20 protein-coding genes are annotated in these 23,807 nt (G+C 68.6%); 4 read left to right on the forward strand and 16 right to left on the reverse strand.

What is annotated here, in order from left to right:
- Positions 1-36: 36 nt before the first annotated feature.
- Genes dndB through dndE form a run of 4 tightly spaced genes read left to right on the forward strand, consistent with a single transcriptional unit; the run spans position 37 to position 5,032 of the window.
- A complete protein-coding gene (dndB, locus tag LN042_RS18880) occupies positions 37-1,170 on the forward strand; it encodes a DNA sulfur modification protein DndB (RefSeq protein ID WP_230052434.1) in 1,134 nt (377 codons plus the stop codon).
- Positions 1,167-2,657: a DNA phosphorothioation system sulfurtransferase DndC gene (gene dndC, locus LN042_RS18885; RefSeq protein ID WP_230052435.1), complete on the forward strand. Its 1,491-nt coding sequence runs from the start codon at positions 1,167-1,169 to the stop codon at positions 2,655-2,657. The genes dndB and dndC overlap by 4 nt, the downstream gene beginning before the upstream one ends.
- Complete coding sequence (gene dndD / locus LN042_RS18890; protein WP_230052436.1) at positions 2,644-4,662, forward strand: DNA sulfur modification protein DndD; 2,019 nt, start codon at positions 2,644-2,646, stop codon at positions 4,660-4,662. The genes dndC and dndD overlap by 14 nt, the downstream gene beginning before the upstream one ends.
- Positions 4,652-5,032, forward strand: a complete 381-nt coding sequence (gene dndE, locus LN042_RS18895) for a DNA sulfur modification protein DndE (RefSeq protein WP_230052437.1) — start codon at positions 4,652-4,654, stop codon at positions 5,030-5,032. Before dndD ends, dndE begins: the two co-directional genes overlap by 11 nt.
- Positions 5,033-5,084: 52 nt before the next feature.
- Here the strand turns inward: dndE and LN042_RS18900 are convergent, their stop codons facing one another.
- The 16 genes from LN042_RS18900 to LN042_RS18975 form a co-directional block, all read right to left on the reverse strand.
- Positions 5,085-6,833, reverse strand: coding sequence for an ATP-binding protein (locus tag LN042_RS18900; RefSeq protein WP_230052438.1), 1,749 nt, complete (start codon positions 6,831-6,833; stop codon positions 5,085-5,087).
- 449 nt (positions 6,834-7,282) lie between these two features.
- Positions 7,283-7,816: an ECF-type sigma factor gene (locus LN042_RS18905; protein WP_230052439.1), complete on the reverse strand. Its 534-nt coding sequence runs from the start codon at positions 7,814-7,816 to the stop codon at positions 7,283-7,285.
- 340 nt (positions 7,817-8,156) lie between these two features.
- A complete protein-coding gene (locus LN042_RS18910) occupies positions 8,157-9,761 on the reverse strand; it encodes a DGQHR domain-containing protein (protein WP_230052440.1) in 1,605 nt (534 codons plus the stop codon).
- Between the two features lie 35 nt (positions 9,762-9,796).
- Positions 9,797-10,171, reverse strand: a complete 375-nt coding sequence (locus LN042_RS18915) for a GIY-YIG nuclease family protein (RefSeq protein WP_230052441.1) — start codon at positions 10,169-10,171, stop codon at positions 9,797-9,799.
- Between the two features lie 261 nt (positions 10,172-10,432).
- Complete coding sequence (locus LN042_RS18920) at positions 10,433-10,660, reverse strand: hypothetical protein (protein WP_230052442.1); 228 nt, start codon at positions 10,658-10,660, stop codon at positions 10,433-10,435.
- A gap of 150 nt (positions 10,661-10,810) precedes the next feature.
- Entirely contained in the window at positions 10,811-12,088 is a 1,278-nt protein-coding gene (locus tag LN042_RS18925) for a hypothetical protein (protein WP_230052443.1), read from the reverse strand.
- Between the two features lie 80 nt (positions 12,089-12,168).
- Positions 12,169-13,383 (reverse strand): recombinase RecT, encoded by a 1,215-nt coding sequence (locus tag LN042_RS18930; protein ID WP_230052444.1) that lies wholly within the window; start codon positions 13,381-13,383, stop codon positions 12,169-12,171.
- Positions 13,384-13,691: 308 nt separating this feature from the next.
- Complete coding sequence (locus tag LN042_RS18935) at positions 13,692-14,000, reverse strand: hypothetical protein (RefSeq protein WP_230052445.1); 309 nt, start codon at positions 13,998-14,000, stop codon at positions 13,692-13,694.
- Between the two features lie 143 nt (positions 14,001-14,143).
- Positions 14,144-14,383: a hypothetical protein gene (locus LN042_RS18940; RefSeq protein WP_230052446.1), complete on the reverse strand. Its 240-nt coding sequence runs from the start codon at positions 14,381-14,383 to the stop codon at positions 14,144-14,146.
- A 27-nt stretch (positions 14,384-14,410) separates the two neighbouring features.
- Positions 14,411-14,623: a hypothetical protein gene (locus LN042_RS18945; protein ID WP_230052447.1), complete on the reverse strand. Its 213-nt coding sequence runs from the start codon at positions 14,621-14,623 to the stop codon at positions 14,411-14,413.
- Positions 14,624-14,645: 22 nt separating this feature from the next.
- Positions 14,646-14,837, reverse strand: a complete 192-nt coding sequence (locus LN042_RS18950; RefSeq protein ID WP_230052448.1) for a hypothetical protein — start codon at positions 14,835-14,837, stop codon at positions 14,646-14,648.
- Positions 14,834-15,532 (reverse strand): hypothetical protein, encoded by a 699-nt coding sequence (locus LN042_RS18955; RefSeq protein WP_230052449.1) that lies wholly within the window; start codon positions 15,530-15,532, stop codon positions 14,834-14,836. Before LN042_RS18955 ends, LN042_RS18950 begins: the two co-directional genes overlap by 4 nt.
- A gap of 21 nt (positions 15,533-15,553) precedes the next feature.
- Positions 15,554-18,985, reverse strand: coding sequence for a phage tail protein (locus LN042_RS18960; protein ID WP_230052450.1), 3,432 nt, complete (start codon positions 18,983-18,985; stop codon positions 15,554-15,556).
- Between the two features lie 11 nt (positions 18,986-18,996).
- On the reverse strand, positions 18,997-19,830 hold the full coding sequence (locus LN042_RS18965) for a hypothetical protein (RefSeq protein WP_230052451.1): 834 nt from the start codon (positions 19,828-19,830) through the stop codon (positions 18,997-18,999).
- Positions 19,830-23,558: a hypothetical protein gene (locus tag LN042_RS18970; protein ID WP_230052452.1), complete on the reverse strand. Its 3,729-nt coding sequence runs from the start codon at positions 23,556-23,558 to the stop codon at positions 19,830-19,832. Before LN042_RS18970 ends, LN042_RS18965 begins: the two co-directional genes overlap by 1 nt.
- Entirely contained in the window at positions 23,545-23,805 is a 261-nt protein-coding gene (locus LN042_RS18975) for a hypothetical protein (RefSeq protein WP_230052453.1), read from the reverse strand. Before LN042_RS18975 ends, LN042_RS18970 begins: the two co-directional genes overlap by 14 nt.
- Between the last annotated feature and the right edge of the window lie 2 nt (positions 23,806-23,807).

The following is a 23,807-nucleotide window of genomic DNA, read 5'->3' on the forward strand; positions in this document are numbered from 1 at the left end:
TGAAATCATAGACGTACCTGGGATAAAGTCACGCACGTGGGATCACGTACATCGTCCAAGACGAAGCACTCAACGACATCGACGGGCTTCGAGTACACGTTCCCGGCCATCCGTGGGATCCAGGCTGGTCGGGAGTTCTACGTATCGATGTGCCCGCTACGCCTGATCCCGAAGATGTTCATGTTCGACGAGGAGGGGCTGCCACCTGAGGTGCGCGCCCAGCGCGTCCTCAACAAGGGCCGCCTGCCCGCGCTGACTCGATACCTCCTCGACAACCCGGGCGACTACGTGTTCAGCGCGCTGACCGCGTCGATCGATGGTGACCTGCGCTTCAGCGGCGTCAGCGACGAGGGCGCCGGCATGCGGATCGGTCAGATTCACATCCCGATGGACGCACGGTTCCTGATCAACGACGGCCAGCACCGGCGGGCCGCGATCGAGGTCGCGCTCCAGGAGAACCCCGACCTCGGCGACGAGACGATCGCCGTGGTGTTCTTCCATGACACCGGGCTCGCACGGTGCCAGCAGATGTTCGCCGACCTCAACCGCCACGCAGTGCGCCCATCCCGCTCGATCGGCGTGCTCTACGACCATCGCGACGACCTGGCGCAGCTCACCAAGCTGCTCGCTCTCAAGTCACCCGTCTTCAAGGGATGCGTCGAGATGGAGCAGAGCACCCTGTCGAGCCGGTCACGGCGCCTGTTCACGCTGAGCGCGATCTACTCCGGGACGCAGGCCCTTCTCCAGGGCCTGGAGGTCGACAAGAAGGAAGCCTCCGGCCTCGCACAGGCATACTGGGAGGCTGTCGACCGGACCATCCCCGAGTGGGAGCTGGTGCGAGACCGCTCGCTGTGCGCCCCCGACGTGCGGCGGGATTTCCTCCACTCGCACAGCCTCGCGCTCCACGCGCTGGGCCGCGTGGGCAACTCGCTCCTGCGGGAGTCGACCGACCCAGTCCGGTGGCAGCCAGCTGTGAACCGCCTCAAGGACGTGGACTGGGGTCGGTCGAATGCCGATTGGAGCGGTCGCGCGATCTTGGGCGGACGGGTATCCAAAAGCCACCAGAACCTTGCCTTGACCACCAACTACCTGCGCTTGCGCCTCGGCCTGCCGCTCACCCCCGAGGAGCAGCAGGCCGAAGAGGCGTTCAGCCACCGAGGAGACGCATGAGCACCCCGACGCGTACTGCACCGTTCCAGGGCAGGAAACTCGCGGAGGTCGTCAGTGAACTCACCGACGAGATCCGCGAGCTGTATATCGCGGACGAGGTGCCATGGGTCGTCGGCTACAGCGGTGGCAAGGACTCCACCGCGATCCTGCAGCTGGTGTGGCTCGCCCTGAAGGGGCTGCCGGCGGAGCAGCGGACCAAGCCTGTCCATGTGATCAGCACGGACACCTTGGTCGAGAACCCAATCGTAGCCAGCTGGGTCACACAGTCACTCGAGACCATGAGCGAGGCTGCGGCCAAGCAAGACCTCCCGATCCAGCCCCATCGCCTCACTCCCGTCGTGAAGGACACCTTCTGGGTCAACCTGATCGGCCGCGGCTACCCCGCCCCCCGGCCGAAGTTCCGCTGGTGCACGGAACGACTCAAGATCCGCCCGTCGAACAAGTTCATCCGCGACGTCGTCAAGCGTCATGGTGAAGCGATCCTCGTCCTCGGCATCCGCAAGGCCGAGAGCCAGGCTCGCGCGAAGGCCATGGCCAAGCACGAGAAGCGCCGGGTCCGCGACCGGTTGTCCCCCAACGGCAACCTGCCGAACTCGTTGGTCTACAGCCCCGTCGAGGACTGGACCAACGACGAGGTGTGGATGTTCCTGATGCAGCAGGCCAACCCTTGGGGGCACAACAACAAGGACCTGCTCACCATGTACCAAGGGGCCTCCAGCGACGGGGAGTGCCCGCTGGTCGTGGACAACACCACGCCCTCTTGTGGCGATAGCCGGTTCGGCTGCTGGACTTGCACGCTGGTCGAGCAGGACAAGTCCATGTCCGCGATGATCTCGAACGACGACGAGAAGCTGTGGATGCAGCCCCTTCTCGAGCTCCGCAACAGGCTGGACGTGCCCGACGACAAGCCACTGCGCGACTTCCGCCGGATGAACGGCCAGGTCCAGCTCTTCGGCGACCGGGTCATCCACGGCCCCTACACCCAGGAAGCCCGAGCAGACTGGCTTAAGCAGCTCCTGGAGGCCCAGAACCACGTCCGGACGAACGCGCCGGCACACGTGCAGAACATCGAGCTCATCACGATGGAGGAGCTGCACGAGATCCGGCGCATCTGGGTCTTCGACAAGCACGAGGTCGAGGACATCCTCCCCGGGCTGTACGAGAAGATCACCGGAGAGAAGTTCCCGGGGCGGCCCGTTGACGCGCACCTCGCCCTGGAAGCCGACAACATGGCCATCCTGAAGCAGGTGTGCGATGGCGACGAGCTCCACTACTCCACCCTCCGAGAACTCCTGGCCGTTGAGCGTAACTACCGCAAGATGGGTCGCCGGGCTGGGCTCTACGACAATCTGGCGAAGGCAATCAAGAAGGGATACTACAAGGACGCGCAGGACGCCCTTGATTTCCAACTTGAAAACCTAGGGATCGAACCTTCCACAGAAAACTCCACGGACGCGAGCGAGAAGACCACCAATGCACCTGCGTAAGATCACTCTCCGGGACTTTGGCGCCTACCGCGGAGAGCAGTCTCTGGTCCTCGCCACCAAGAAGAACAAGCCGATCATTTTGATCGGCGGCTTGAATGGCTGCGGAAAGACCACGCTGCTGGAGGCAATCCAGCTTGCACTCTACGGCTCGCGCTCCCAGTCCACCCGGGGCTCTTACCATAAGTACCTCCGGGACAGCATCAACCGTTCCGCCGACCCCAGTGTTGGCGCCTCTGTCACTGTCGAATTCTCTATCATCGCCGACAGCGAGGAGCGGATCTACAAGGTAGAGAGGAAGTGGCGAATCGAGGATGACAAGGTTCGCGAGTTCCTTCAGGTCTATCTCAACGGCAGCAAGAACCCGAACGGGATGTTCAGCCAAGGCTGGACTGACCACGTGGATGAGATTCTTCCGCTGGATGTCGCCTCTCTATTCTTCTTTGATGGCGAGAAGATCGAGGCCCTGGCCGACCCTCAGCGCTCAGCCGACGTCATCAAGTCCGCTGTCCAGTCATTGCTCGGTGTCGATCTAGTTGAGCAGCTGCGGACTGACCTGCGCGTCGTCCAGCGTCGGGCAGAGGAAGAGCGGAACTCCGACAAGCAAGCCTCGGACGTTATCGACAGTATCGAGGCTGAGCTGCAGGCTGCGCAGCAGAGGGTCGACTCAGCCAAGCAGGAAATGGCTTCGCTGAACCCCCAGCTCGAAAAGGCCAAGAACAAACTGAGCGACGCTCAGAAGCGGTTTGAGAAGGAGGGCGGAGCCGTCTTCGAGCGGCACGCCGAGCTCACCGCTCAGAGCAAGCAGCTCCAGAAGCAGCTCCAAGAAGTCGAGCAAGAGTTGCGAACGGCCATCGCAGGCGGCCCGCTCCCCCTTCTGCTCGTGAAGGATCTGCTCTCCACGGTCCGCGAGCACGCCCAGCGCGAGCACACCGCAACGCAGGCAGCAGAGGTTCTGGACGCACTGGAGAAGCGAGACCAGTGGCTGGTCGAGCTGTTGGAGAAGGCAGTGCCGGCCACCGCCGCGTCGGACATCGCACGCGAGTTGGAGTCAGATCGCGACCGCCGGAACCAGGATGCTCTGTCCCCGCGACAGCTCAATCTCCCCCATGACATGCTCGTCCAGCTGAGCTCACTCGACCAGAGCCTGGCCGGGAGCTGGACAGCTGCAAAGAAGCTCGTGAAGCGGGCCAACGACCTGTCTGCTGAGCGCGACACTGTCGATGAGCTCCTTGCGAGTGCCACCTCCGGTAAGAAGGACCGCGGGACAGCCGCAACGGCCATCACGGAGTTGATGGAGAGTCGCGACGAAGCACTGCTGGAGGTCGGAACGCTTGAAGCTCTCATCGCGAAGGCGGCAGAGGCTCAAGAGGAGGCAACGACTCGGCGCGCTGAACTCCAGATCACGCGTGACCGCGCCAAGAGGGAGAACGCCAAGAAAGAGCGCACCTCGAACGAGTTGCAGCGCCTTGAGGACTATACGGAGCGCGCACGAGACACGCTGGCGAGGTACGCGGCGGGGCTCATCGCGGAGAGCATTGACAAGCTTGAGGTAGCCGTCCTTGAGAGTCTTCGTCAGCTCATGCGGAAGTCCGGCCTCATTCGTGACCTGAATATCGACACAGACAAGTACACGCTGAACCTCATCGGCAACGATGGTGAGCCCCTGGACCGCGCTCGACTCTCTGCCGGAGAGCGGCAGCTCCTTGCCGTATCCCTTCTCTGGGGAGTGGCTCGTGTAGCCGGCAACGAACTGCCGAGCGTGATCGATACGCCGCTCGGACGTCTCGACAGCTACCACCGCGAGCACCTGGTGGAGCGGTACTTCCCGCACGCCAACGACCAGGTTCTTCTGCTGTCAACGGACGAGGAGATCGACGAGCAGTTGTACAACCGCCTCAAGAAGTCGATTGCTCATACCTACACCCTTGTCCATGACGACGCTGCACTCACGACCACGGTCCACAAGGGCTACTTCTGGACGACCGGAGTTCCGAATGTCGCTTGATCACATCAAATTGTCACAGACCGGTAAGGACCAGCTGGTCCGTCTCAAGCGCGTGACGGGCATCAAGCACTGGAATGTCCTGTGCCGGTGGGCGTTGATGTTCTCTCTGCAGGACTCATCGACACCACTGGTCCGGGAGATCGTTGCCGACTCCAACGTCACGATGGACTGGAAGACGTTCGCCGGCAGTGAGTACGGCGACATCTACCTCGCCCTGATCAAGGCGCGCTGTCTTCAGGACGGCGAGGAGCCCACCGACGAGGCTGTCTCTCGCACCCTGACGATCCATCTCCACCGTGGCATTGGGTACCTCGCGGGACGCCAGGACCTTGAAAGTGTGCACGACCTGGTCATGACGGTAGCTGCGTGATGTGAGTCTGGCGGGCCCCCAAACCAGCACAGGGGTCCGCCAGACTCTTGGCTCAGTCGAGGACGTCCTTCACCTTGAACAGCAGCCTGTCGGTCAGATTGCCCCACCACTGCCGAAGATCCCCGTAGTGCTCTGCCGGGTCGGGGTGCTGAGCTTCGGCGCGGGCATAGGCAACCAGCAGGAGCGTGATCGCCTCGGCCGCCCTGCGCGCAGTGTCCGCAGCCTGCTGAGTGGTGACCGTTGTCGGATCCTGCTGCGACAACGCTCGCAGCGGGGCGTACATCTCCTTGTAGAAGCGGTGCCGCGAGTTGAGGCGGATAAGCGACTGCCCGTTGACGTGGGTGATCTCGAACATGTTGGTTCCGGGGAAGTCGACCGTCTCGATGACGAACGGCATCTCCTTGACCTTATCCACATAGGCGGCGCGCTCCTCCTCGCTCCGCTTGCCCGCATCGCGGGCCAGCTCGCTGAGCAGATCGAGCTGCTGCTCCTCCGAGACAGTCTCCTTCACCCTGCCCTTCGGCAGGGAACGGTCGGCGTCCGTGAGGGCCTTGTTGATGGGCGCGTGCTCGCCTGACTCCTTCGCTTCCTCGCGCGCCATCTCCCCCCAGATGCTCTGCAGCTCCGCACGGGCGTTGGGGATCCAACGCTCGGCCACGGTGCGGAGCGTCCTCCGAAGCTCGTCCGACGGTTCGGCGCCACGCTTAACGTTGCGCACGCCCATCATGCGGTCCAGCGTCGGATCGAAGTGGACCTCGAATCCGATGTAGCGGTCCGGGGTCTTGATCCCTCCGGGGAACAGCTTCGGTACGATCGTGTAGCTGATTTCGCGGTTCAGCCGCATGAAGCTGATCATGCCTTCGTTGTCGGGGATCCTCAGGTTCTTCGCCAAGCTGTCGCCACCCACGCCGCTGCGTCGGACAACCTCTCGCGGCGCCAGCGTGATCACGACGCGGACCTTGTGGTCTGTGCCGTCGACGGCGACCCACTCGTTGAAGAAGACGTGTCCGGCGAAGTGGTCGTCCGGAAGGTCAGCGTCACGAACAAGGCCCTGCACCCGCGCCACTTCCCGTGTGAGGACGTGATCAGCCCAGGAGCCGGCCCGCAGGAAGGTGGGGTCGTGAGGAAACAGGCGGACTGTGTCAACCTCGATCTTGATCCCGCCGTAGAGGAACTCGCGGAACATGCGGGAGAGTTCCTTCTGCAGTTCAAGTCGTAGGGCATCCGGGGTGCTCTGTCCGCGCCCGTTGGATGCACGGTCGATCTTCGACCACATCAGCAGAGTGCCGGTGCCCTCCGGGAAGCAGGGCTCCAGGTGGGCGGGGAGCGGCTTATCGTCTGGCGGGTAGATGCCGACCTGCTCGCCGCGGTTCTCTGCACTGCGCGCGTCCTGGAGGTCGAACTCCACGTGCCGAATGCGGTCGTCGCCAGCGACCCGGGACCACACGTCAATGCGCTCGCCAACGCTCAGGCCGGCCAACTTGGCCCCGATGCCGAACTTGCCGATGGTCTTGTCGGACATGAAGCGGGTGGAGTAACCGAGCTGCAGGTAGTGCTGCAGAATGTTGTCGTCCATGCCGACGCCGTCATCGATGACGATGACTCGGTCGATGGTCTTCTTGCGGCCTTTGGTGGTCTCCTCCATCAGGATCTGGATCCTGTTGGCGTTCGCCTCGATGCTGTTGTCCACAACCTCACCGATCGCGGTCGACAGCGTGTAGCCGGACTCGCGCAGGCTGGTGAGGGCCTGGCCGCTCAGCATGACCGGGATGACGTCGGATGTCTGCGTCGTGTCAATCACGGGGACTCTCCTCGGAGTTCAGAAGTCTTGTATGCAGGACGTGGCGCCAAGCCGCCGAGTCATCAAGGCAGAAGGGGCACCGGTAGTTGGCGCGTGCCGGCGTGGCCGGGTGGATCTGGTTGGCGATCGGGAACTGCTCCCGACGCAGTCGGTGGTACCAGTACGACTCGAACCAGTAGGCGCCTCGTGGCGTGCGGGCGGGAGCCCAGGTGAAATGCGTTGCGGTGCCCAGCAGTGGATGGCGGATGAGGCGCGTCCGTAGGCAGGCATCGGATCGGCCAATGTAGATGGGCGTTAGTGCAGTTGAGCTAGCGTCGAACAGCATGTAGGCACCGAGCAGACCGGTCGGCAGCAGTTGGCGCAGGACCGCTGCTGTGAACCGGTACGCGAGACGCTGTTCGCCGGCCTCACAGGGACGCCCGAGGGAGCCTTGATCCACAGTGATGCGATCAGGCAGTGGCCACCAGGAGGGTGCGGGCATGTGCTCGGATGCTCTTCCAAGCCCGTTCAACCGTGGCAATCGACACTCCTGCGCGGGCGGCCGTCTCGGCGGCCGTCCAACCGGCCAGAAGCCCTGCCCAGCAGGCCGAGCCATGCCGCCCCAACTGGTATGCATAGGAGTCGAGTTCCCGGATGGTCTCGCCCACGAGAGCGCGCTCCTCGGGGGTGTCGTGCGAAACCAGTTCCGCTACCTCGCTGCCGTCCGCCTGCAGCTGGTAGGCACGCCGGCGGTGGGCGTCCGGGAGGGGAAGTGCTGCGGCCCGCTCGCGGGCGACCATGGCAGCGCGGTCGCGCGTCCGCTTGGCGTCACGAAGCACGTTGCGCAGCAGGAAGTTGGGGCATTCCGCGGCGCGACGCTCGCCGAGCGTCAGGCTGAGCGCGGTGTCGAGGACCTCCAGGCGCTGAACGTCCTGGGCCCCGCGGTCGTGCATGTCGTACAGGCGGCGAAGCACGCTTTGGCGTGCCTCGTTGAGCTGAGGCATCTACTGCCTTTCCGGTACCTGACGGCCGTGCGTCAAGCCCTCTTCGGTTGTGGCCTGCTGTCCCTTTGGCCGGGGCCGCCGTATGGTCGGCCCCGACATCAGCAGGTGGTTCCAGCGTACGAAGCACCACTTGTTGTTCGTGGCGAAGTGCTCTACCTGTTATGGGACTTGATTGTTCCTCTGCCCCTCACTGCTCGTCAGATTCTTCTTGCGACGCTCGTCTCAGGGACTCGGGCACCCCTCTGGCGTCAGGGAAGTGCCCATGCCCACAGAGGTGCTGTGCTCCTCCAACTTGCGACGACTGCCCAGCGCCGGAAGCGGTCCGAGCATCGGCGTCTTCTCAGATCGTGGCGGGCAAACTGATCTTGTTCCGCTGGACGACCTCGCCCGAGTAGTCGCGGTATTCGTGCTCTCCGACCAGACGGGCATCGGCGATGAGGTCCCGAAGCGCTCGCCGCTCCTTGTCAGTCGGCAGGCCCGACACCAGGTGACGGAAGATCTTGACCGCGGTATCCCGCCCCTTGATGCTCATGCGCTGGCCGTTGAAGTCGTACAGGACCCCCCACCACGGGTTCTCGACGGCGTCCAGCTTCAGGCCACCACGGCTGTCGAGCGTGTGGAGCTTGCTGAAGATGTCGTCGAGATGCATGCCTTCAGCGCGAAGCAGTCCCACGGCCTGCGCCATTGCTTGCTGACCCACTGGCCGGAGGAGGAGGTGTCCCTTTCCGCCGCCGCTTCCTCGCTCCACCTCGTGTCCGAAGCGGCGGAACCGCGAGGCGGACTCGCCTCGGCTGATGGCCTGGAACGTAGGCATCTCGTTGATGTAGTCCCAGAGCTGCGCGAAGTCCGACCGGCCCCTTACGAGCTCGGCGTCACTTGGCCGGCGTGCGAGTTCGCGGCCCTTGGCTTCCCAGTCGCTGTAGTGGTTGTCGGCGAGCAGGTAGCCCTTGGCCATCTCCGTCAGGGTCTGGAGCGTGGTGATGTGGGCTGAGCGCTTGGAGATGGTGCTGTTCTTGAAGTTGACAGCGCTCTTGGCGGTCTTGAAGAGGGGGTGTTCCACGGCTACGCGTCGCGCAACGATGGCGAACCCGTTGTCCTCGTCGAGCTGGGCGACCTCGCCGGGGGTCAGCGGCGAGGCCTGCTTGTTCACATGCGTGAAGATGCTCCGCACTCGGCGTTGAGCGTCCTCGCGAGACTCCCCCTTCAGGACCGCGGGGATGATCTCAACTCCCATGCGCTCGGCGCCGAGTTGCTGAAGCTGGGCTTCGTCCAGGTTGTGCTCGGCGACGATGGCGTCGAGGAGGAGGACCTCGTCGCGCTTGACCTTGCCCTCCTTGTCCCGGACGTCCAGCCGGCCGTAGGTGATGAGCTTGAGCGCGGCGTCGATCCCGATGACTCGGTGCTGGCCGTCGAACGCGTACAGGCGGGTCTGCGGGCCGAGTTCGAGCATGCCGACACGGCCGCGCCCGTCGAGGGCACGGAAGGTCGCGGAGGTCTCCTTCGCGCAGCCGTCTTCATCCCACATGTCGCTGTCGGGGTCGTCGACCCACGGCTGGCTGAGGACGACGAGGATCGGCGGGAACTTGTGGTTGTCGCGCTCGATGAGGTACTTGGCGAGCACTGCCTCCCGGGACCAGTCGATCGCTCGCTGCGAGATGGCTTCGATGCTCTCCTCGTCGATCCGCAGCTTGCCCGTCTCCGGGTCGATGCTCTTTTTGAGTAGCGGCATGGTGTTCGCCAGGCTGACCTGGTTGCGGATCCACTCCAGGGAGGCCGAGGCGATGTAGGAGGGGCTTCCTCCCATCTGTGCCACCTCCACGAACAGGGCGTCGTCTCGAGCGATCGAGTCGTCGAGGAAGCGGGCGATCATGTTGATCTGCCGCTCGCGGAGCCCCGTGAGCTCCTCCATCTCTGCGGCGAGGTCGGATGCGGAGCGGGTGTCCATGCGCTCTCCTTGGATATCAGCGGGAATCATGGTGCTTAAGCAGACTGGGCGTGCTGCAGGTAGCGCGTCCGGTTGAAGCGGGGCTGGAGGCGGGCGATCAAGTCCCGCTCCACCCGGTCGAGATCGGCGGGGTCAACCTCTGCGTACCAGAGCTGCCTCTCTCCGGGGCGGTGCAGCCAGTCTCTGAGCTGCCTGTTGGACTCGGTGCGGACCTGGTGGCGGGCCAGTCTTGTCGGCAGGGACAGCGCTTGGCCGATGTATATCCACTGGTGCGCGACGGCCAGACCGTGGAACTCGGCGAGCTCCGAGTAGGCGTAGATGCCGGGCACATCCGGCACCAGCTTGTGCGCGAGCGCAACGGATCGAATGCTCTGCCAGAGCAACTTCTCTGTCCTCACCCCAGGTGACATGCCGTCAGCATGGCATGTCGGAGAGACACTGTGCAAGTATTTAGAAACATGGCATGTGTTGTTGAAGCATCCGGCCATGTACATCTGGACAGATGTCCTGGTCGCAAGACACTCTGTTTATGTTGCCAAACATGACGGCTTGGATCGACTACCCCGGTGAGTAGGTGCCGCGATGACGGTCATCGGGTCGCGTGCGATGGCGCCGGTCGGGGGGCGAACCAGGGGCTAGCGATGGAGGAGTTCTGCCGCCGGCTCTGGCCGCTAGGAGTCCTGGCTGCTTCCCGGCAGCTCGACGCTCGCCTGGTCCTCACGGCGTGGGCGCAGGCGCACCCCGCGCGGGCCCAGGTCACGGAAGGGGTCCCCACGCTCGGCCACCAGCTGGTCATAGAGCGGCGTCGGTTCCTCCCTGGGGGTGTCGATGATGCGGGCAGGCGCTGCAACCGGCAGCGGGGGACGGGCGGTGAACCAGGGACTGGCTGGGATGCTCATGGCCAGGAGTGCCTTTCAAGTCGACTGATCGGCCGGAAGGTTAGGAATCGCCGGACGGTGCGTCCTGGCGGCGGGCACGGCAGCTTTGGACCAGGTCCGGCAAGGACCGGTGCCGCCAGCGGGCCGCCGCGCGGGGTGCACATGGCGTTCTTAGGTGCCCTGCTCGCGGCGGGCCTTGTCGCGCTTGGCCGCGCGGACACGGCGCACCACGGTCCGGCCAGAGACCTTCTTGCGCTTGGTCGGATAGTCCAGCTCGGACAGCGCTGGCCGCTGGTCCGCCGGATAATCCCAGAACTCCTCCAGTTGGAGGGCTCGCGCCACCGGGTCCGGTTCCGGGTCGTTGAGCCGGTCGCTGGTCTTGTCGTACTCGAACTCGCCATAGGAGCCGGCGGGGACGCCCAGCAGCAGTACCTGGGCGAACTCCTGCTGCTTGGCGGCGGCGGACTTGGCCGCGCGATGACGGTCATACTCGGCCAGGGCCCACTCGATGTCGGCGCGGTCCTCGACGAGCGTGAAGGACTCCGGGGAGCGACCAGCCTGCTCCGCCTCGGTCATGTTCCAGCAGTGCACCCGCGCCGGGCAGAAGCGCTTGCAGATCGGATCGGTACTCGGCCCGGACCGGTCCCTGGGCAGCTCCGCGCCGACGTCCAGCGCAGTGGCGATCGCGGTGAGCCGGGCCAGCGCGCGGCGGGCGGTGGCCTCGTCGTAGGGCCGGGCGAACTCCTCATCCACGCCGCTCTTGCGCTCCAGATAGATGATCCGCACCTCGCGGACCGCGTGGCCCACCATCGTCAGGGCGAACCCGTACAGCTGGACTTGGTCCCACTCCGCCTCGGGTGGTCCGTTGTCCCCGACGTTCGCCCACTTCCAGTCCCCGGCCGTCTTGAAGTCGTAGAGGACGCCGGTGATCGGGTCGTACTCATCGAAGTGGCTGGGCCGGTCGAGCCCCGGCAGGATGACGGGCTGCTCGTACAGCCGCCACGGGTACAGGGCGCGGCGGCGAGCGGCGGCGGAGTCGTGAATCAGGGTGCCGGCCATGGCCGCGCGCTTGTCGGCAGGCGCCGGGGTGTAGTCGACGGGCGGCCTCTCCCGGTACTGGATGGCCCGGCGGCATGAGGCGGTGTCGGAGGCGCCGATCGACCAGGTTCCGGCGGGGCGGTTGGTGCGGTTGTGGCCAGTGCGGCGGTGGGTGCGGTCGTAGGTCGCCAGGTCCTGGCCGAGGCCCTGGTGGGCGCCGTCTTGGGCGCGTTCCAGCAGCAGGTCCGCGGGGTCGCGCCGGTAGCGGCGGCAATCGGTGGGCGGGTGGGCACCGGTGTGCTTGGCGCCCCGGTGCTGGTGGCGGGCTGCTCCGCAGCGGCAGTACAGAAGGCGCGGTCCGATCGGGGTGCGGGCGTCCAGTTCGCGGGCACGCTGGATGAGGTCGGTCATGGCAGGTTCCGGAAGGTGTGCAGGGCTCAGCGCCGCGCCGCCCATGAGCGGGGGTGGCGCGGCTGACCGGGCCGGGAGGGTCAGTGCCGGGAGACTGTGGTGAGCCAGGCGTTGACGGCCGGGTTGAGCCGCACCAGCAGCCCACCCGCCGTCAGGTGCTCGGCCGCATCCGGGTGGCGTTGGCGCAGCGCGGTAACGGCGTGGTCGCGCAGCCCGTCGAGCAGCTGCTGCAGGTCCTCGACCGTGGCTTCGCCGATCTTCTTGCCGCTGGACTTGCGCCACCGCTGGGTGAGGGTGGTGACGGTGCTGCCCATGGCGTTGGCGTAGGCACGCAGTTCGGCTCGCAGCTCGTCGGCGCCGGGCGGCTCGTCCCCAGACAGCTGGTCACCGCCGTCCTGCTCGCCGGGCTGGTTCTCTCCGGTAGTGGTGTCCACGAGGCCGCCCTGAATGATGACCGGCTCGGGCACGGTGGCGTTCTCGCGGGCGGTGCGCCGTCGGGCGGCGGCGTCCTCGCGGGCCAGCTCGCGCTGCTCCTGGTCGGCGCGGCCCATCTCGTCGTGCTCGTAGATGCCGGTCAGCTCGCGGGGGAAGCCGATGCGCCATGCCTGCGCCTCGGCGACCTTGCCGATCATGTGAACGCCCATAGTGGGCCACAGGCCCGAGAGCACCTTGTTGCCGGTGCGCTCGCCTTCCCCGGTGTGCGGGTTGTTCGCCCACTCGTCCTTGGTGACGGCGAACTCGCTGAACAGGGCGACGGCTTGGGAGACAGTGCGGTCTCCGGCGATGCTGTAGTGCTCGATGCGGCACATCGCGGCGGCCGGGAGCCCCTTCCCCAGCCACACGTCGACCCAGCGACGGCGGTTGATGCCGTCCTCGCCGATGGTCCACCACGCGGGGTCGTCTTCGGGGCCAGTCCAGAACGGTCCGACGCGACGGATGAACCGGCCGCTGCGCTGCCCGATGTGCCGGAACCCGTCGATACCGGTCTGCGCGGTGTAGTACAGCTCTTCGCGCTTGCCGATCCGGCGCTTGCGCTGGATGTAGTAGATCTCGCGGCGGAACGGATCGAGCCCGGTGCTCTTGCAGATGTGGAAGTAAGCCACCAACTCGTGGGTGGGAGCGTTGGCCAGGCCGATCGAGGCCAACGCTGAGCGCTGCGCCTTCGTCCAAAACCGCTGGGCGCCGGTGATCTCCAGGACCTGGTCCGGGTTCTCGATCATCACCTGGGCGCGGTTGTCGGTCAGCGGGGTGAGCGGCTCGGTGTCAGCAAGCCTATCCTGCTGGGTAGTTGTCACCGTACGGCGCCTTCCTGTCGTCTCCTTGGCGGCACCGGGGTTCGCAGGCCCCGGTGTGGCTGCCTGCGCCCAGCCTCCCGTGCGAACGCGGCTCGTGGGAACACCCACCACGGCATCAATGCGCTGTGAGAGCAAGGAGGTTGGAAAGGAGAGGGCCGCCAGGCCCGCGGGGTGCGAATCCCGCCCGGGTCCTCGCGCTCCCCTGATAAGGAGACAGCCCCGAAGGGTTGGTTGCCGGAGCACGAGGCCGGTTGGCCCGGCGGCCTCATTGTCACTCTACGGGATGGCCGGCGGTAGCCGAAGGCCGTTTACCATCCGGCACGCCGATCCTTGGCGGTGGCGACCTCCATCGCCTTGGCGCCGGTGTGCTGCCACAGCCCGTCGTAGAAAGACTTGGAGGCGACGATCGCCAGCGCCACCGTGGTCAGGGCGGTCTGGGCGTGGGCGATGTCGCCGCGGGCCAGCACGGTGATGATGCCGACAGCCGCGGAGGCCAGCGCACCCACGAGGGTGCGGATCGACTTGGACCAGGTGGGCTGCTGGATCAGGGCGGTCGCCCACGGGGTGACGGCGCCCAGCAGCAGGCCCCATGCCTCGGTGTCGTTGAGGATGCTCACGGGTGGGTTTCTCCTTCACGGGATGCGGGTCGGGGTTGGCGGTCAGAGCGGCCAGGTGGCGATCAAGACGAGGGCGGCGCACGCCAGGTAGGAGCCGGTGGCCTTGTAGCGGGCCAGGATCCGCCAGGTTGGGGCGGCGGGGTCTATCGGCGCGGTGGCCGTTCGTCTCTTGACAGCGCGGCGGGCAGCCCAGTGAGGGTCAGCCCGGTGACGATCAGGCTGGGGTCGGCCGGCGGGCTCCACACCTCGCGCACGATCACGGCGGTGCCGAGCAGGAACAGCACGGCGTCGCGCAGGGTCTTCAGCCCAGTGATCTGGCGCCAACGGGTCCTCCTGCGGTGCGCTCGCCGCGCCGGGGGCGTGTGCTTGTCCGGCCGTTCCACAGGCGAGGACCGTAGACGGGCCGCCCGCTACGGTCGCGTCGAGCCCGCTGCCGGCTTCTCGGCATTCAGGTCGGCGATCTGCTGGTCTCGTTTGGCGAGCAGCGTACGTAGCTGGGCGTTCTCCGCCTTGGCGAGGACGAGTTCGGCCTGGCTGTTGCCCCACGCCTCGGTGAGCTGGGTGCGCAGCAGGCCGATGTAGGTCTCGGCGTCCACGGTGACGGGCTCGGAGTAGCGGTCCATCGGCGATTCTCCTGGCGGTCGGTCAGTTGCTCTCGGACGCGTCGGCCAGGCCGGCAGGCTGGCCGGGGCCGGTGTGGGGTTCGGCGAGGGCGAGTTGGCGGATGAGGTGCTGGACGCCAGCGCGTAGCCGGGCGGCCTCGGCGGTGGTGAGGCGGCGGCGCTCGGCGTGGCCGAGCAGGTGCTGCAGTTGCTCGGGTGTGGGGAGGTGGTTCATTGGCTGCCTTCCTGGTGGGCCTGGTCGCGGGCGGCGAGGGAGGCGTCCCAGGTGCCGCCGGCGGGCTGCTGCGGGAAGACGGCCGCCGGTCCGCTCTGGCCGGTGGCTTCGGCGAGCCGGGCGGCCAGGTCTGCGCGGACCTGCTGGACGGTGGAGTGTTTGGCGGCCACGCCGTGGGCGGTGATGCCGTGTTCGGTGCGCAGTTGGTGCAGCGGGTCGCTGGGGGCTGCGGCCGGGGCGGTGTGGCCAGTGCCGGTCCGGGTGGTGGCGGCCGGCGGGGTGACGACCTTGATGCGGGTGCGCTTGGTGTGCTCGATGCGCAGTTGGTGGGCTCGTCGGGCGTGGGCGCGGCTGGGGGCGTTGAACAGGGTCACCGGTGCCTCGTCGCCGAGGGACAGGCCGTGGATGGCCTGGGTGGAGGCGGCGGTGTGGCCCTTGGCCGCTGCGGGGTCCTGGTCGCGGTGCAGCAGCGGGTCGGGGATGAACGGCTCGTGCAGCACCATGTCGATGATCTGCTCCAGGCCGTCGGGGGTGGTGTGGTCGATGCCGTACTCGGCGGCGCGCCACTCGAGGGCGCTGGTGGGGAAGACGGTGAGGTGGTGGCCTCCGTCGGGGCGCCGCTGGCGGATCTGCCAGCAGTCGGTGTCGCCGACGCGGATGCGGGTGGTGTCGAGGATTTCGTAGGTGTCGAGCACGGGCCCAGTCTCCTTCTCGGGTCAGACGCGGAAGCACCAGAAGCCGAAGGCGCCGTTGGGGCTGGAGGTGCTGAGGGCGACGGTGAAGCCGGTGCTGTTGGTAGAGGTGACCTGCCAGTTGCGGTAGGCGTTGCCATCTCGCAGGGTGATGATTGGGATCATGTCGGTGGCCATGGTGGCGCCGTAGCCCAGGGAGATCGCCTGCCAGTTGCTGCCCTGGAAGTTGCCGGTGAACAGGCCGTAGTTGCTCTCGATGGCGACGTAGTTGTTCCACCGGCCGCGGTAGTTCATCACCTCGGCGTTGATCCACAGCTCGGTGGTGACGCCGCCGTTGCGCCGGCCGAGCCAGGCGCCGTCCTGGTTGACGTACAGGTAGCCGTGGAGCTGGTCAGTCACGTGGTAGAGGCCGGCGCCCCCTGGGGTGACGCCGCAAAGGCCGCCCCAGCGGGCCTGGGTGTCGTTGCGGACGGTCTCCAGGGAGGCGGTGGAGTCGGTCATGTAGAGGCGGTGGGTGGAGGCGAGGCCGTTGGCGGTGAAGGTGCCGGTGTTGAGGCCGACCGCGACGGAGGTACCGGTGCCAACGGCGTTGAGGAAGCCGTAGTTGTTGCCGGTGGTGGGGTAGAAACGGATCTCCGGCAGGCTGGTGTCCGATGGGTTGATGACGATGCGCTGGCCTGCGGCACCGCTGCGCAGCTGGCCGATCAGGCTGACGGAGCCGTCAGCGCCGGCGATCGCCACGGTCTGGGTGCCGTCGGCTTTCCAGGCGCCGATGCCGCCGGAGTTCAGCTCGACGCGGGCCCCGGTGTCAGCAGTCTTGATGCGTGCGGCGATCGTCATGTCGGCCTTGACCGAGCCGACGGTGATCTTGCTGGCGGACACGGTGCCGATGTGGGCGTCCTGGATGGTGGCTTGGGCGATCTTGGCGCCGACGATCGTGGCGTCGGCGATCTGCACGGTGCCGATCACGTTGGCCGGGAACTCCAGCGCTTCGATGGTCAGCATGTCGACCTCGGTGGCGGCGCTGGTGCCGCCGTCGACGTTGACGACCAGGTGCGGGCGCACGAACCGCACGTTGGGGTGGAGGGTCACGGGCTTTTGCGGGTCGGGCTGGGTGGTCCAGAACGGTCCGGCGGCGGGACCGTAGCCCTTGAGAAAGCCGGTCAGGGTCACCCAGCCTGCTCCGGGGGTGAGGACGGTGTCCGAGGCGGCGATGGTGAACGGCTGGTCCACGGTGTTGGCGCCGGCGGTGTTGATGCGAGTGGTGCCGTCAGCGGCGATGCCCGTCACCCCGGCGGAGACCTTGGCGGGGCTGCCGGCGACCTGGCGGACCCGGATCGACATGCGGTAGAGCACCGCGGGGTCGAGCACCAGGTTCTCCGACCACTCCAAGCGGACCATGCGGCTGACGGCCAGGGCCCGGGCTCCGGTGGGCGCGTCGGGCCGGGCCAGGCTGGTCCAGGTGGCGCCGGTGTCGGCAGCGGTCTTCACCCAGCGGGCATCGTCGGAAATGAAGCCGGTGAAGAACGTGGTCTGCAGGCTGGCGCGTTCCACGTCGGCCCACTTGCCGGCGGTGAGGATCTTGTCCGCGAGGTCGGCGCCGATCACCTGGCTGGGGATGGCGGACATCTCTGCGGAGGGGGCGGAGGCGTTGCCGGCTCGATCGAGGGCGACGAACTTGAGGTAGTAGGTGCTGCCGTAGGCCAGCCCGGTCAGCGGTGCCGCGCCAGCGCCCTGCAACCGGTCCAGGGCAGTGGCCGCGTTCGGGGTGAAGCCGGCGGCGGTGGCGGCATGCACCTCCACGGCCGCGAAGTCGGAAGGCATTTCCTCGCCCTGGGCGCCACGCCCGTCCCAGGTGGCGCGGATGCCGCCGATCAGCGGTGCCAGCACGGGTGCGGAGGGCACCGGCGGAGGGGTGGTGTCAGAGGCGAGGATGGTCTGCTCGGACAGCTGCCACGGGGAGGAATTGCCGGAGGCATCGACGGTGCGCACCCGGGCCTGGACGCGCTGCCCGGCGGGCAGTTGGTCGTAGTGGGCGATGGTGCCGTTGACGGCCTGCTCCGCAGACCACTGGGCCGGCTGGCCGCCGATGCTCAGCCCGGGCAGCAGGTAGGAGACGTAGTAGTTGCCGGCGTCGTCGTACACGGTGCCGTCCGCGTTCTGCGTGACCTTGGGCCAGGAGACCGCGAGGGCAGCGTGCTGCTGGCCGTCCGCGTCCAGGTAGGCCCAGGACCCGAGCAGCACCGAGTCCGGGGCCTTGGGTGCCACGGTGTCGTTGCGGTCTCCGAGTGGGGGCAGCGGGGTGCGGGAGGCGGTGGCGGAGCCGTTGGTCAGCGCGTCCAGGGTGCGCTGCAGGCGCAGGCGCTGCTCCACGAACAGGTCGTTGAGCTCCAGGCTGCTGCTGGGCTGGCCGGTGGCGTCGTAGGTAGTGGCGATGGTGCGCACCCGCAGCGGCTCCAACGTGGTGGGGTCGGTGCGGCGCTGGTCGTAGCGGATGTAGTCGCCCACCCGGTAGTCGATGCCGGGCCTGGCCGAGGTGGCGGCGGGGTCCAGCTCGATGGTGAACCCTTCGGAGGCGGCGGTTAGCCCTGCGAGGGTGACACGCCCGAGCTCAGCCAAGGTGGCCGCATCCGTGATGCCGCCACGGCCGTCGAACGCCTCGCGGCGGCCGTAGCGGGCGGCGGCGGTCGGGTTGGCGACCTCCGCGAGGGTGCCGCTGTCGCCGGCGGCCAGCAGGTGGCTGCGCACGGCGCGGCGGGAACGCTGGCGGGGGCCCTTGAGCACGTCGCGGCCGAGGTAGAACACGATGCCGGGGTGGTCGGCGGCGCACACCGTGTCCGGGACGTAGGCGTGCAGCAGGTAGCCGTCCATCCGCACGTCCGCCCACCCGGCACCGGTCATGGCCTGAACGGTCTTCAGCAGGTCGGTGCCGGCGTCGTACTGGGCGGTGTAGGCGGTGGGCCAGGCCCGGCCCGCGCTGTCGGCGGCGGCGGTGAAGTCCCAGCGCAGCTCGGTCAGCGCGCCGCGGGACTGGGCGCGCTGCAGCAGGGTGGCCAGGATCGCGCCGGGGCTGGCGGTGGTGAATGGGAAGTGCGGGTCCAGGCCGTGCACGGTCTGCCCGGGGGTGTGTCCGGCTGGGTAGATCACGGCCCGCTCCAGCAGGGCCAGGGCGCCTCGGCAGCCGACCTGGATCGGGCGGGCCTGTCCGGCGTCGTCGGCCGGGTCGTCGCCGTCGTCTTCCAGCAGGTACCGCTCGGTCTGCTCGGTGCCGTCGAGGACCAGGGCGATGCGCGGGTCGTCCCCGGCGAGCAGCTCGGCGCCGGGGGCGTTGCGCGGGTAGGTGAAGGTCAGGGCCCCGGGCCCGTTGTGCTCGGCTTGGACTTTGACGTCCGCCGGGTAGGGCAGCAGGCCGAGCAGCGGCCCGGTGGGGCTGTAGACGCGCAGGTGGACGGCCACGGTTGGGTCCTTCAGGCCAGGTAGGTGGGGCGGCCGGTGACGGTCAGTCGGGTGCCGGCGGCGGTGTTGGTGCCGTCCAGGCGCACGCTGGGTGGGCTGCCGGGCCGGCCGGGAGCGAGGCGCAGGAAGGCGGGCCCGGTGTTGCTGAGGCGGGCCGCGTCGGGGGTGAAGCCGCCTCCGCCGATCAGCTGCCAGGTGGCGGAGTCGACGGTGAGCCACTGCCCGGCCGGGATCTGCCCGGTGTAGGTGAAGGAGTCGCCGTCGTGGCCGGGGCCGTCGGTGGTGTCGGTGACGGTGGGCGCGGTGATCGGCCCGTCGATGCGGTAGGCGAGGTTGTCCATCGGTGCGGTGGCGTCGGCGAACGCTGTCAGCGCCAGTGCCTGCGGGACGGGCGTGCCGGGCGCGCTGGTGGCGGTGACCGGGGCGGCGGCTTGCCAGTAGCCGGCGGGGACGGTCACCTCGACGCTGACGCGCATACCGGACTGGCCGAGCGGGGTGGGGGCCAGGGCTGAGAGCACTTCGCCCTGGCAGCGGCGGATCTGCCCGGTGGCGGTGTGGCGTTCGAACGTCAGCAGCCGGTGCGGGCGGACCAAGGCGCGCAGCAGGTCCTCCCACGCCTGCTCGACTCCGTCCCAGCCACCGGCGGCCGGGGCCAGCCACATGGCCAGGGTGAACTTGCCGGGACCGTGGTGCTTGGGCCGCCACAGTTCGCCGATCCGGTTCGGCACGGCCGCGTTCGCGCCGACGACGGCCGGGGTGGTATTGAGTCCGGCGCGGTACTCCACGTCCCGGACCAGGCCGTCGGTCAGCTCCCAGCCGTCCACCAGCCAGCGTTCGCGCGCCATCAGGCGCCCTCCTTGTCGAACAGGCCGAACGCGGCCAGGGCGCGCAGCCGGTTGTTGACGGTCTCCCCTGGTGTCTCCGGCGCCGGATTGGTGATGTACTGCACGATCGCTCCGGGTGAGATGACGGTGCCGATGCGGCTGGTGGTCTCGGCGGTGTCCACGCGGCCGCGGGCGGAGTTCAGGGTGGTGACGGCGGCGGCGCCACCCAGGTTGCGAACGGTCTGCGGGGTGAGGACGCCTTCCCCGGGGGAGAGCAGCGCGGGCACGCTGTCGCGGCCGGGGGCGTAGCCGGGAACCACGCCGCCGTCGGCGTAGCCGCGCACGAAGCCGAGTACTCCGTCCACGGCCCGGTTGACCATGCCGCGCAGCAGTTGGCCCCACGCTGTGTCGGGCATCCAGTTGAACAGACCGCGCATCGGGTTGAGGGCCTTGCCAAGGGCGTCGGCGGCCCAGCCGCGCAGCCGGTCGCCGACGAAGTCAACGACGCCGCCCAGGCCGAACGCGGCAACCGGTGCGCCGGCGCCGGCCAGGCGTCCAGCGCGGGCGGCGTCGTTGAGGGCCGTGATGCCGCCTGCGCCGCCGAGCTGGCGCACGGCCTGCGGGATCAGGACCCCTTCCCCGGGGGAGAGCATGGCGGGGACGGTGTCGCGGCCGGGCGCGTAGCCGGGCACCACGCCGCCTCGGGCGAACGCCACGGTGAAGCTGGGCAGTTTGCCGAGGCCGAAGCTGTCGGCGATCCAGTTCCATACCCGGCGGATCCCGCCGTCGTAGACGGTGTTGACGAGGAACCGGATCGGAACGCCGAAGGTGCCGGACAGGGTTGGCCAGATCCAGCGCACGAAGTCGACGAAGCCCTGCAGGGCCGCGCGGGCGCCGTTGACCAGCCCGCCGATGGCGGAGTTGACGGCGTTACGGAACCACTCGCTTCTCTCGTAGGCCGTGATGAGGGCCAGCACGAGGGCGGCCGCCGCGGCGACGATCAGCATGATCGGATTGGCCGACAGCAGGGTCATCGCCCCGCGCACTGCGCCGATCGCGTTGCCCACGGCCATGATCCCGCCCGCGACGCCGGCCATCGTCAGCAGCGCGCCGACGAACGGCCCCATGCCGGGGATCGACAGCAGCACCTGCACCGCGGCGGCGACGGCCTGCATTACGAACAGGAATCCGGACAGGGTGTTGCCCAGGCCGCCGAGTTCGGCGGCGATGCCCACTACCGTGGTCAGCAGGCTGACCAGCTGGCCCCACACCTGCCCGTTGCCGAGCGCCCCGGCGACCTGTTCGACGGCGGGCAGGAAGTCGGTGCGCAGCTTGGCGATCAGCGGCGCCAGCTGCGGGTTGTTGGTGAAGTTGAACCAGGCGGCCCCGACGGCCACCAGCAGCCGGCCCAGCTCCTGGACGACGGGAACGGTGTTGGCGAAGTAGGCGCGCAGCTTGTCCTGCGTGGCTGTCTCGCCGCTGATCTGACGGGCCGTCGCCAGGACCCCGGACAGGGAGTCGAGCAGCTGCTGGCCGGCGGGGGCGGCGGCCCGGCCGATGTTGACCAGGATCAGCGCGCCGTCGCGCAGGATCCCCCACAGCTGGGCGCCGGTGTCGCCGGCCCGTTGGAAGAAGACGGCCAGTTGGCCGCTGTCGCGCTGGGCCTGGAGGAAGGCGGCGCCGAGCTGGATGGCGCGGGCGGTGCCGTCCGACAGCCGCTCCACAAGCGGCGCGGCCGCCACGGTGATGTTCCGCAGCGCGTCGGCTGCCTGCAGCCCGGCACCGGCGAGGGTGCCGATCACGCGCGTGTTGGTGGCCGCGGTCTGCGCCAGGTCGGCCCTCCACGGCCCGGAGGTGACCATCTCGGCGCCGCGCTGAGCGACTTGGCCCAGCACCCGGCCGGTCTGATCCAGGGCGCTGTCGAAGATCGGCAGCAGGACCAGGGACCGGTCGATGGCCGACTGCAGGGGCGGCAGCAGTGCCTCCTGCGCGGTGTCGCGCAGCCCGGTCAGGGCCGGTATGACCGTGCCCTTGAGGAACCGAGCGAACCGCTGCCCGGCCGGAGACAGCTTGTCGAGCGCGGCTTCGGCGGCCCTCGCGGCCGTTCCCTGGCTCTCCAGGGCCTGCTGCTGGTCGCGCAGCGCCCGCGACACCTCCCGCTGGGCATCGGCGATCTGCTCGGCGGAACGTTTCTGCTCACGGGCCGCTTCGCGGATGCTGCGGTCCAGGTCGGCATGCGCGGCCTGCACCTGCCGCACCGCCTCAACACGGGCCTGCGCGGCTTCCTGCTCGGCGTCCTGGACACCGCGTACCGCGTCCTGCTCGGCCTCCTGGGCGCGCAGCAGTTGCTCCTTGGCGGAGCGGACCTGGTCGCTGCCCTCGACACCCTGTTCGTTGGCGCGCCGGGCGTCCTCGGCAAGGCGCTGGTTGCGCACCCGGACGTCTTCGAGCTGGTTGACCGCCTCCTGGTAGGAGATCTGCGCCTCGCGCCGGTCGGTCTCCGAGGCGAACGGCGAGGCGTTGGTCTCGTTAAGACGGCGACGGGCCTCCTCCAGCCCGAGCAGCGCCTTCTGCTCCTCCAGCGGGGCGCGCGCCGCGTCCCGGTTGAGGTCCTCCAGACTGCGCTGGGCCTCCTGCCGAGCCCGATTCAGGTCCTCCTGGGCGCGGGCCGTCGCCTGGTAGGCGCGCGCCAGGGTCGCCTCGGCCAAGCCAACCTGCCGGTCGGCGGCGGCCACCCGCGCGGCCGACTGCTCCTGAACGTCCGCCAGACGCTGGCGGGCCTGCGCTACCTGCTCGGAGCCGCGCAGCGCCTGCTCGTCGGCGTCCTGCTGGACGGTGACCAGGCGCCGCTGCGCGTCCGCGACCCGGTCGGCGGCGGCCTGGCGGGCCTGGGCGGCGGCCGTGCCGGCAGAAGCCGCGGCGGTGTCCTGCTGGCCGAGCGCCTTGACGGCCGCGCCGATGCCGAGGAACGCGGCCAGCACGGTGCCACCGGCCTGGGCAGCGGCACTCATCGCGCCAGGCAGCGCCCCCAGCAAGCCGGCTGCGGGCGCGGCGGCCGAGCCGAGCGCGAACAGCCCGGCCGCGGCCTGGGTCAGCGCCTGGCCGAGGGCCAGCGCACCGGAGGCCATCGCCGGCAGCCGCACAAGGCCGGCCACGGCCGTGCCGAACTCGCCGACGGCCTCGGCCAGACCTCCCCCGCTACCGGAGGAAGGCGGGGTGGGGCCTCGGCCGCCGCCGTCCAGCGGAACCCGAACCGGCCGCTCGGCCCGGGCGCGGAACGCGGCCAGTCGAGTACTGGCGGCGGCCGTGTCCAGGTCGACGCGTACCCGCACCGACAGGCCGGCCATCGCCGACCGCACCTGGGTGCGAAGGCCCCGGGTGTCCAGGTCGAGCCCGAGCCGTACGCGTGCGGTGGCGCTCTGGGCTGCGGCGCGCACCCTCTGCCGCAGGCCCGCGGTGTCCAGGTCGAGGCTGACCTTGATCGTGGCACCGCGCGCCGTTGCCGCCCGGAGCTTGCGGGCCAGCGCGGTGGCGTCCACATCGGCCGCGACCTGCACGCGGGCACGAGCCCGGCGGGCGGCGGCCTCGATCCGCTCGCGCAGCCCGGCCGCGTCCACCTCCAACCGGACCTGCGCCGTCAGGTTGCGGGTGGCGGCCTCCACCCGGCTGCGGGCCTGCCGGGCAAACCCGGCCGCGTCCGCGACGACCTCGACGAGCAGCCGGCCCGCATCGATGTCACCTTCGGCCACCGGCCACCACCTTCCGGGTGGAGCCGCGCAGCACACCGACCGCCCTGCCCATCCCGGCCTCGCTCGCGGCGGGGCGCAGGTGGGCGGGGCGGGGAAGGTCGACGGGCTGCTTGAGGCGGCGCTCGGCCGCCACGACCGAGACGACCTCGACCAGTTGGGCGAGCAGTTCCTGCGTCAGCCCCCATCGGTCGGAGCCGACCTCGCTGGAGTCGCGGCGCAGCAGCGCGTCCGCCGGGAGCCCCCGCATCA

Origin of the sequence: Kitasatospora humi, assembly GCF_020907985.1 — a bacterium.
Classification (GTDB): domain Bacteria; phylum Actinomycetota; class Actinomycetes; order Streptomycetales; family Streptomycetaceae; genus Kitasatospora; species Kitasatospora humi.

Coding starts and splice junctions, on each gene's coding strand:
- dndC (WP_230052435.1), top strand. CDS start 1,167: ATGAGCACCCCGACGCGTACTGCACCGTTCCAGGGCAGGAAACTCGCG.
- dndD (WP_230052436.1), top strand. CDS start 2,644: ATGCACCTGCGTAAGATCACTCTCCGGGACTTTGGCGCCTACCGCGGA.
- dndE (WP_230052437.1), top strand. CDS start 4,652: ATGTCGCTTGATCACATCAAATTGTCACAGACCGGTAAGGACCAGCTG.
- LN042_RS18905 (WP_230052439.1), bottom strand. CDS start 7,816: ATGCCTCAGCTCAACGAGGCACGCCAAAGCGTGCTTCGCCGCCTGTAC.
- LN042_RS18910 (WP_230052440.1), bottom strand. CDS start 9,761: ATGGACACCCGCTCCGCATCCGACCTCGCCGCAGAGATGGAGGAGCTC.
- LN042_RS18915 (WP_230052441.1), bottom strand. CDS start 10,171: ATGTCACCTGGGGTGAGGACAGAGAAGTTGCTCTGGCAGAGCATTCGA.
- LN042_RS18920 (WP_230052442.1), bottom strand. CDS start 10,660: ATGAGCATCCCAGCCAGTCCCTGGTTCACCGCCCGTCCCCCGCTGCCG.
- LN042_RS18925 (WP_230052443.1), bottom strand. CDS start 12,088: ATGACCGACCTCATCCAGCGTGCCCGCGAACTGGACGCCCGCACCCCG.
- LN042_RS18945 (WP_230052447.1), bottom strand. CDS start 14,623: ATGGACCGCTACTCCGAGCCCGTCACCGTGGACGCCGAGACCTACATC.
- LN042_RS18950 (WP_230052448.1), bottom strand. CDS start 14,837: ATGAACCACCTCCCCACACCCGAGCAACTGCAGCACCTGCTCGGCCAC.
- LN042_RS18965 (WP_230052451.1), bottom strand. CDS start 19,830: ATGGCGCGCGAACGCTGGCTGGTGGACGGCTGGGAGCTGACCGACGGC.
- LN042_RS18975 (WP_230052453.1), bottom strand. CDS start 23,805: ATGCGGGGGCTCCCGGCGGACGCGCTGCTGCGCCGCGACTCCAGCGAG.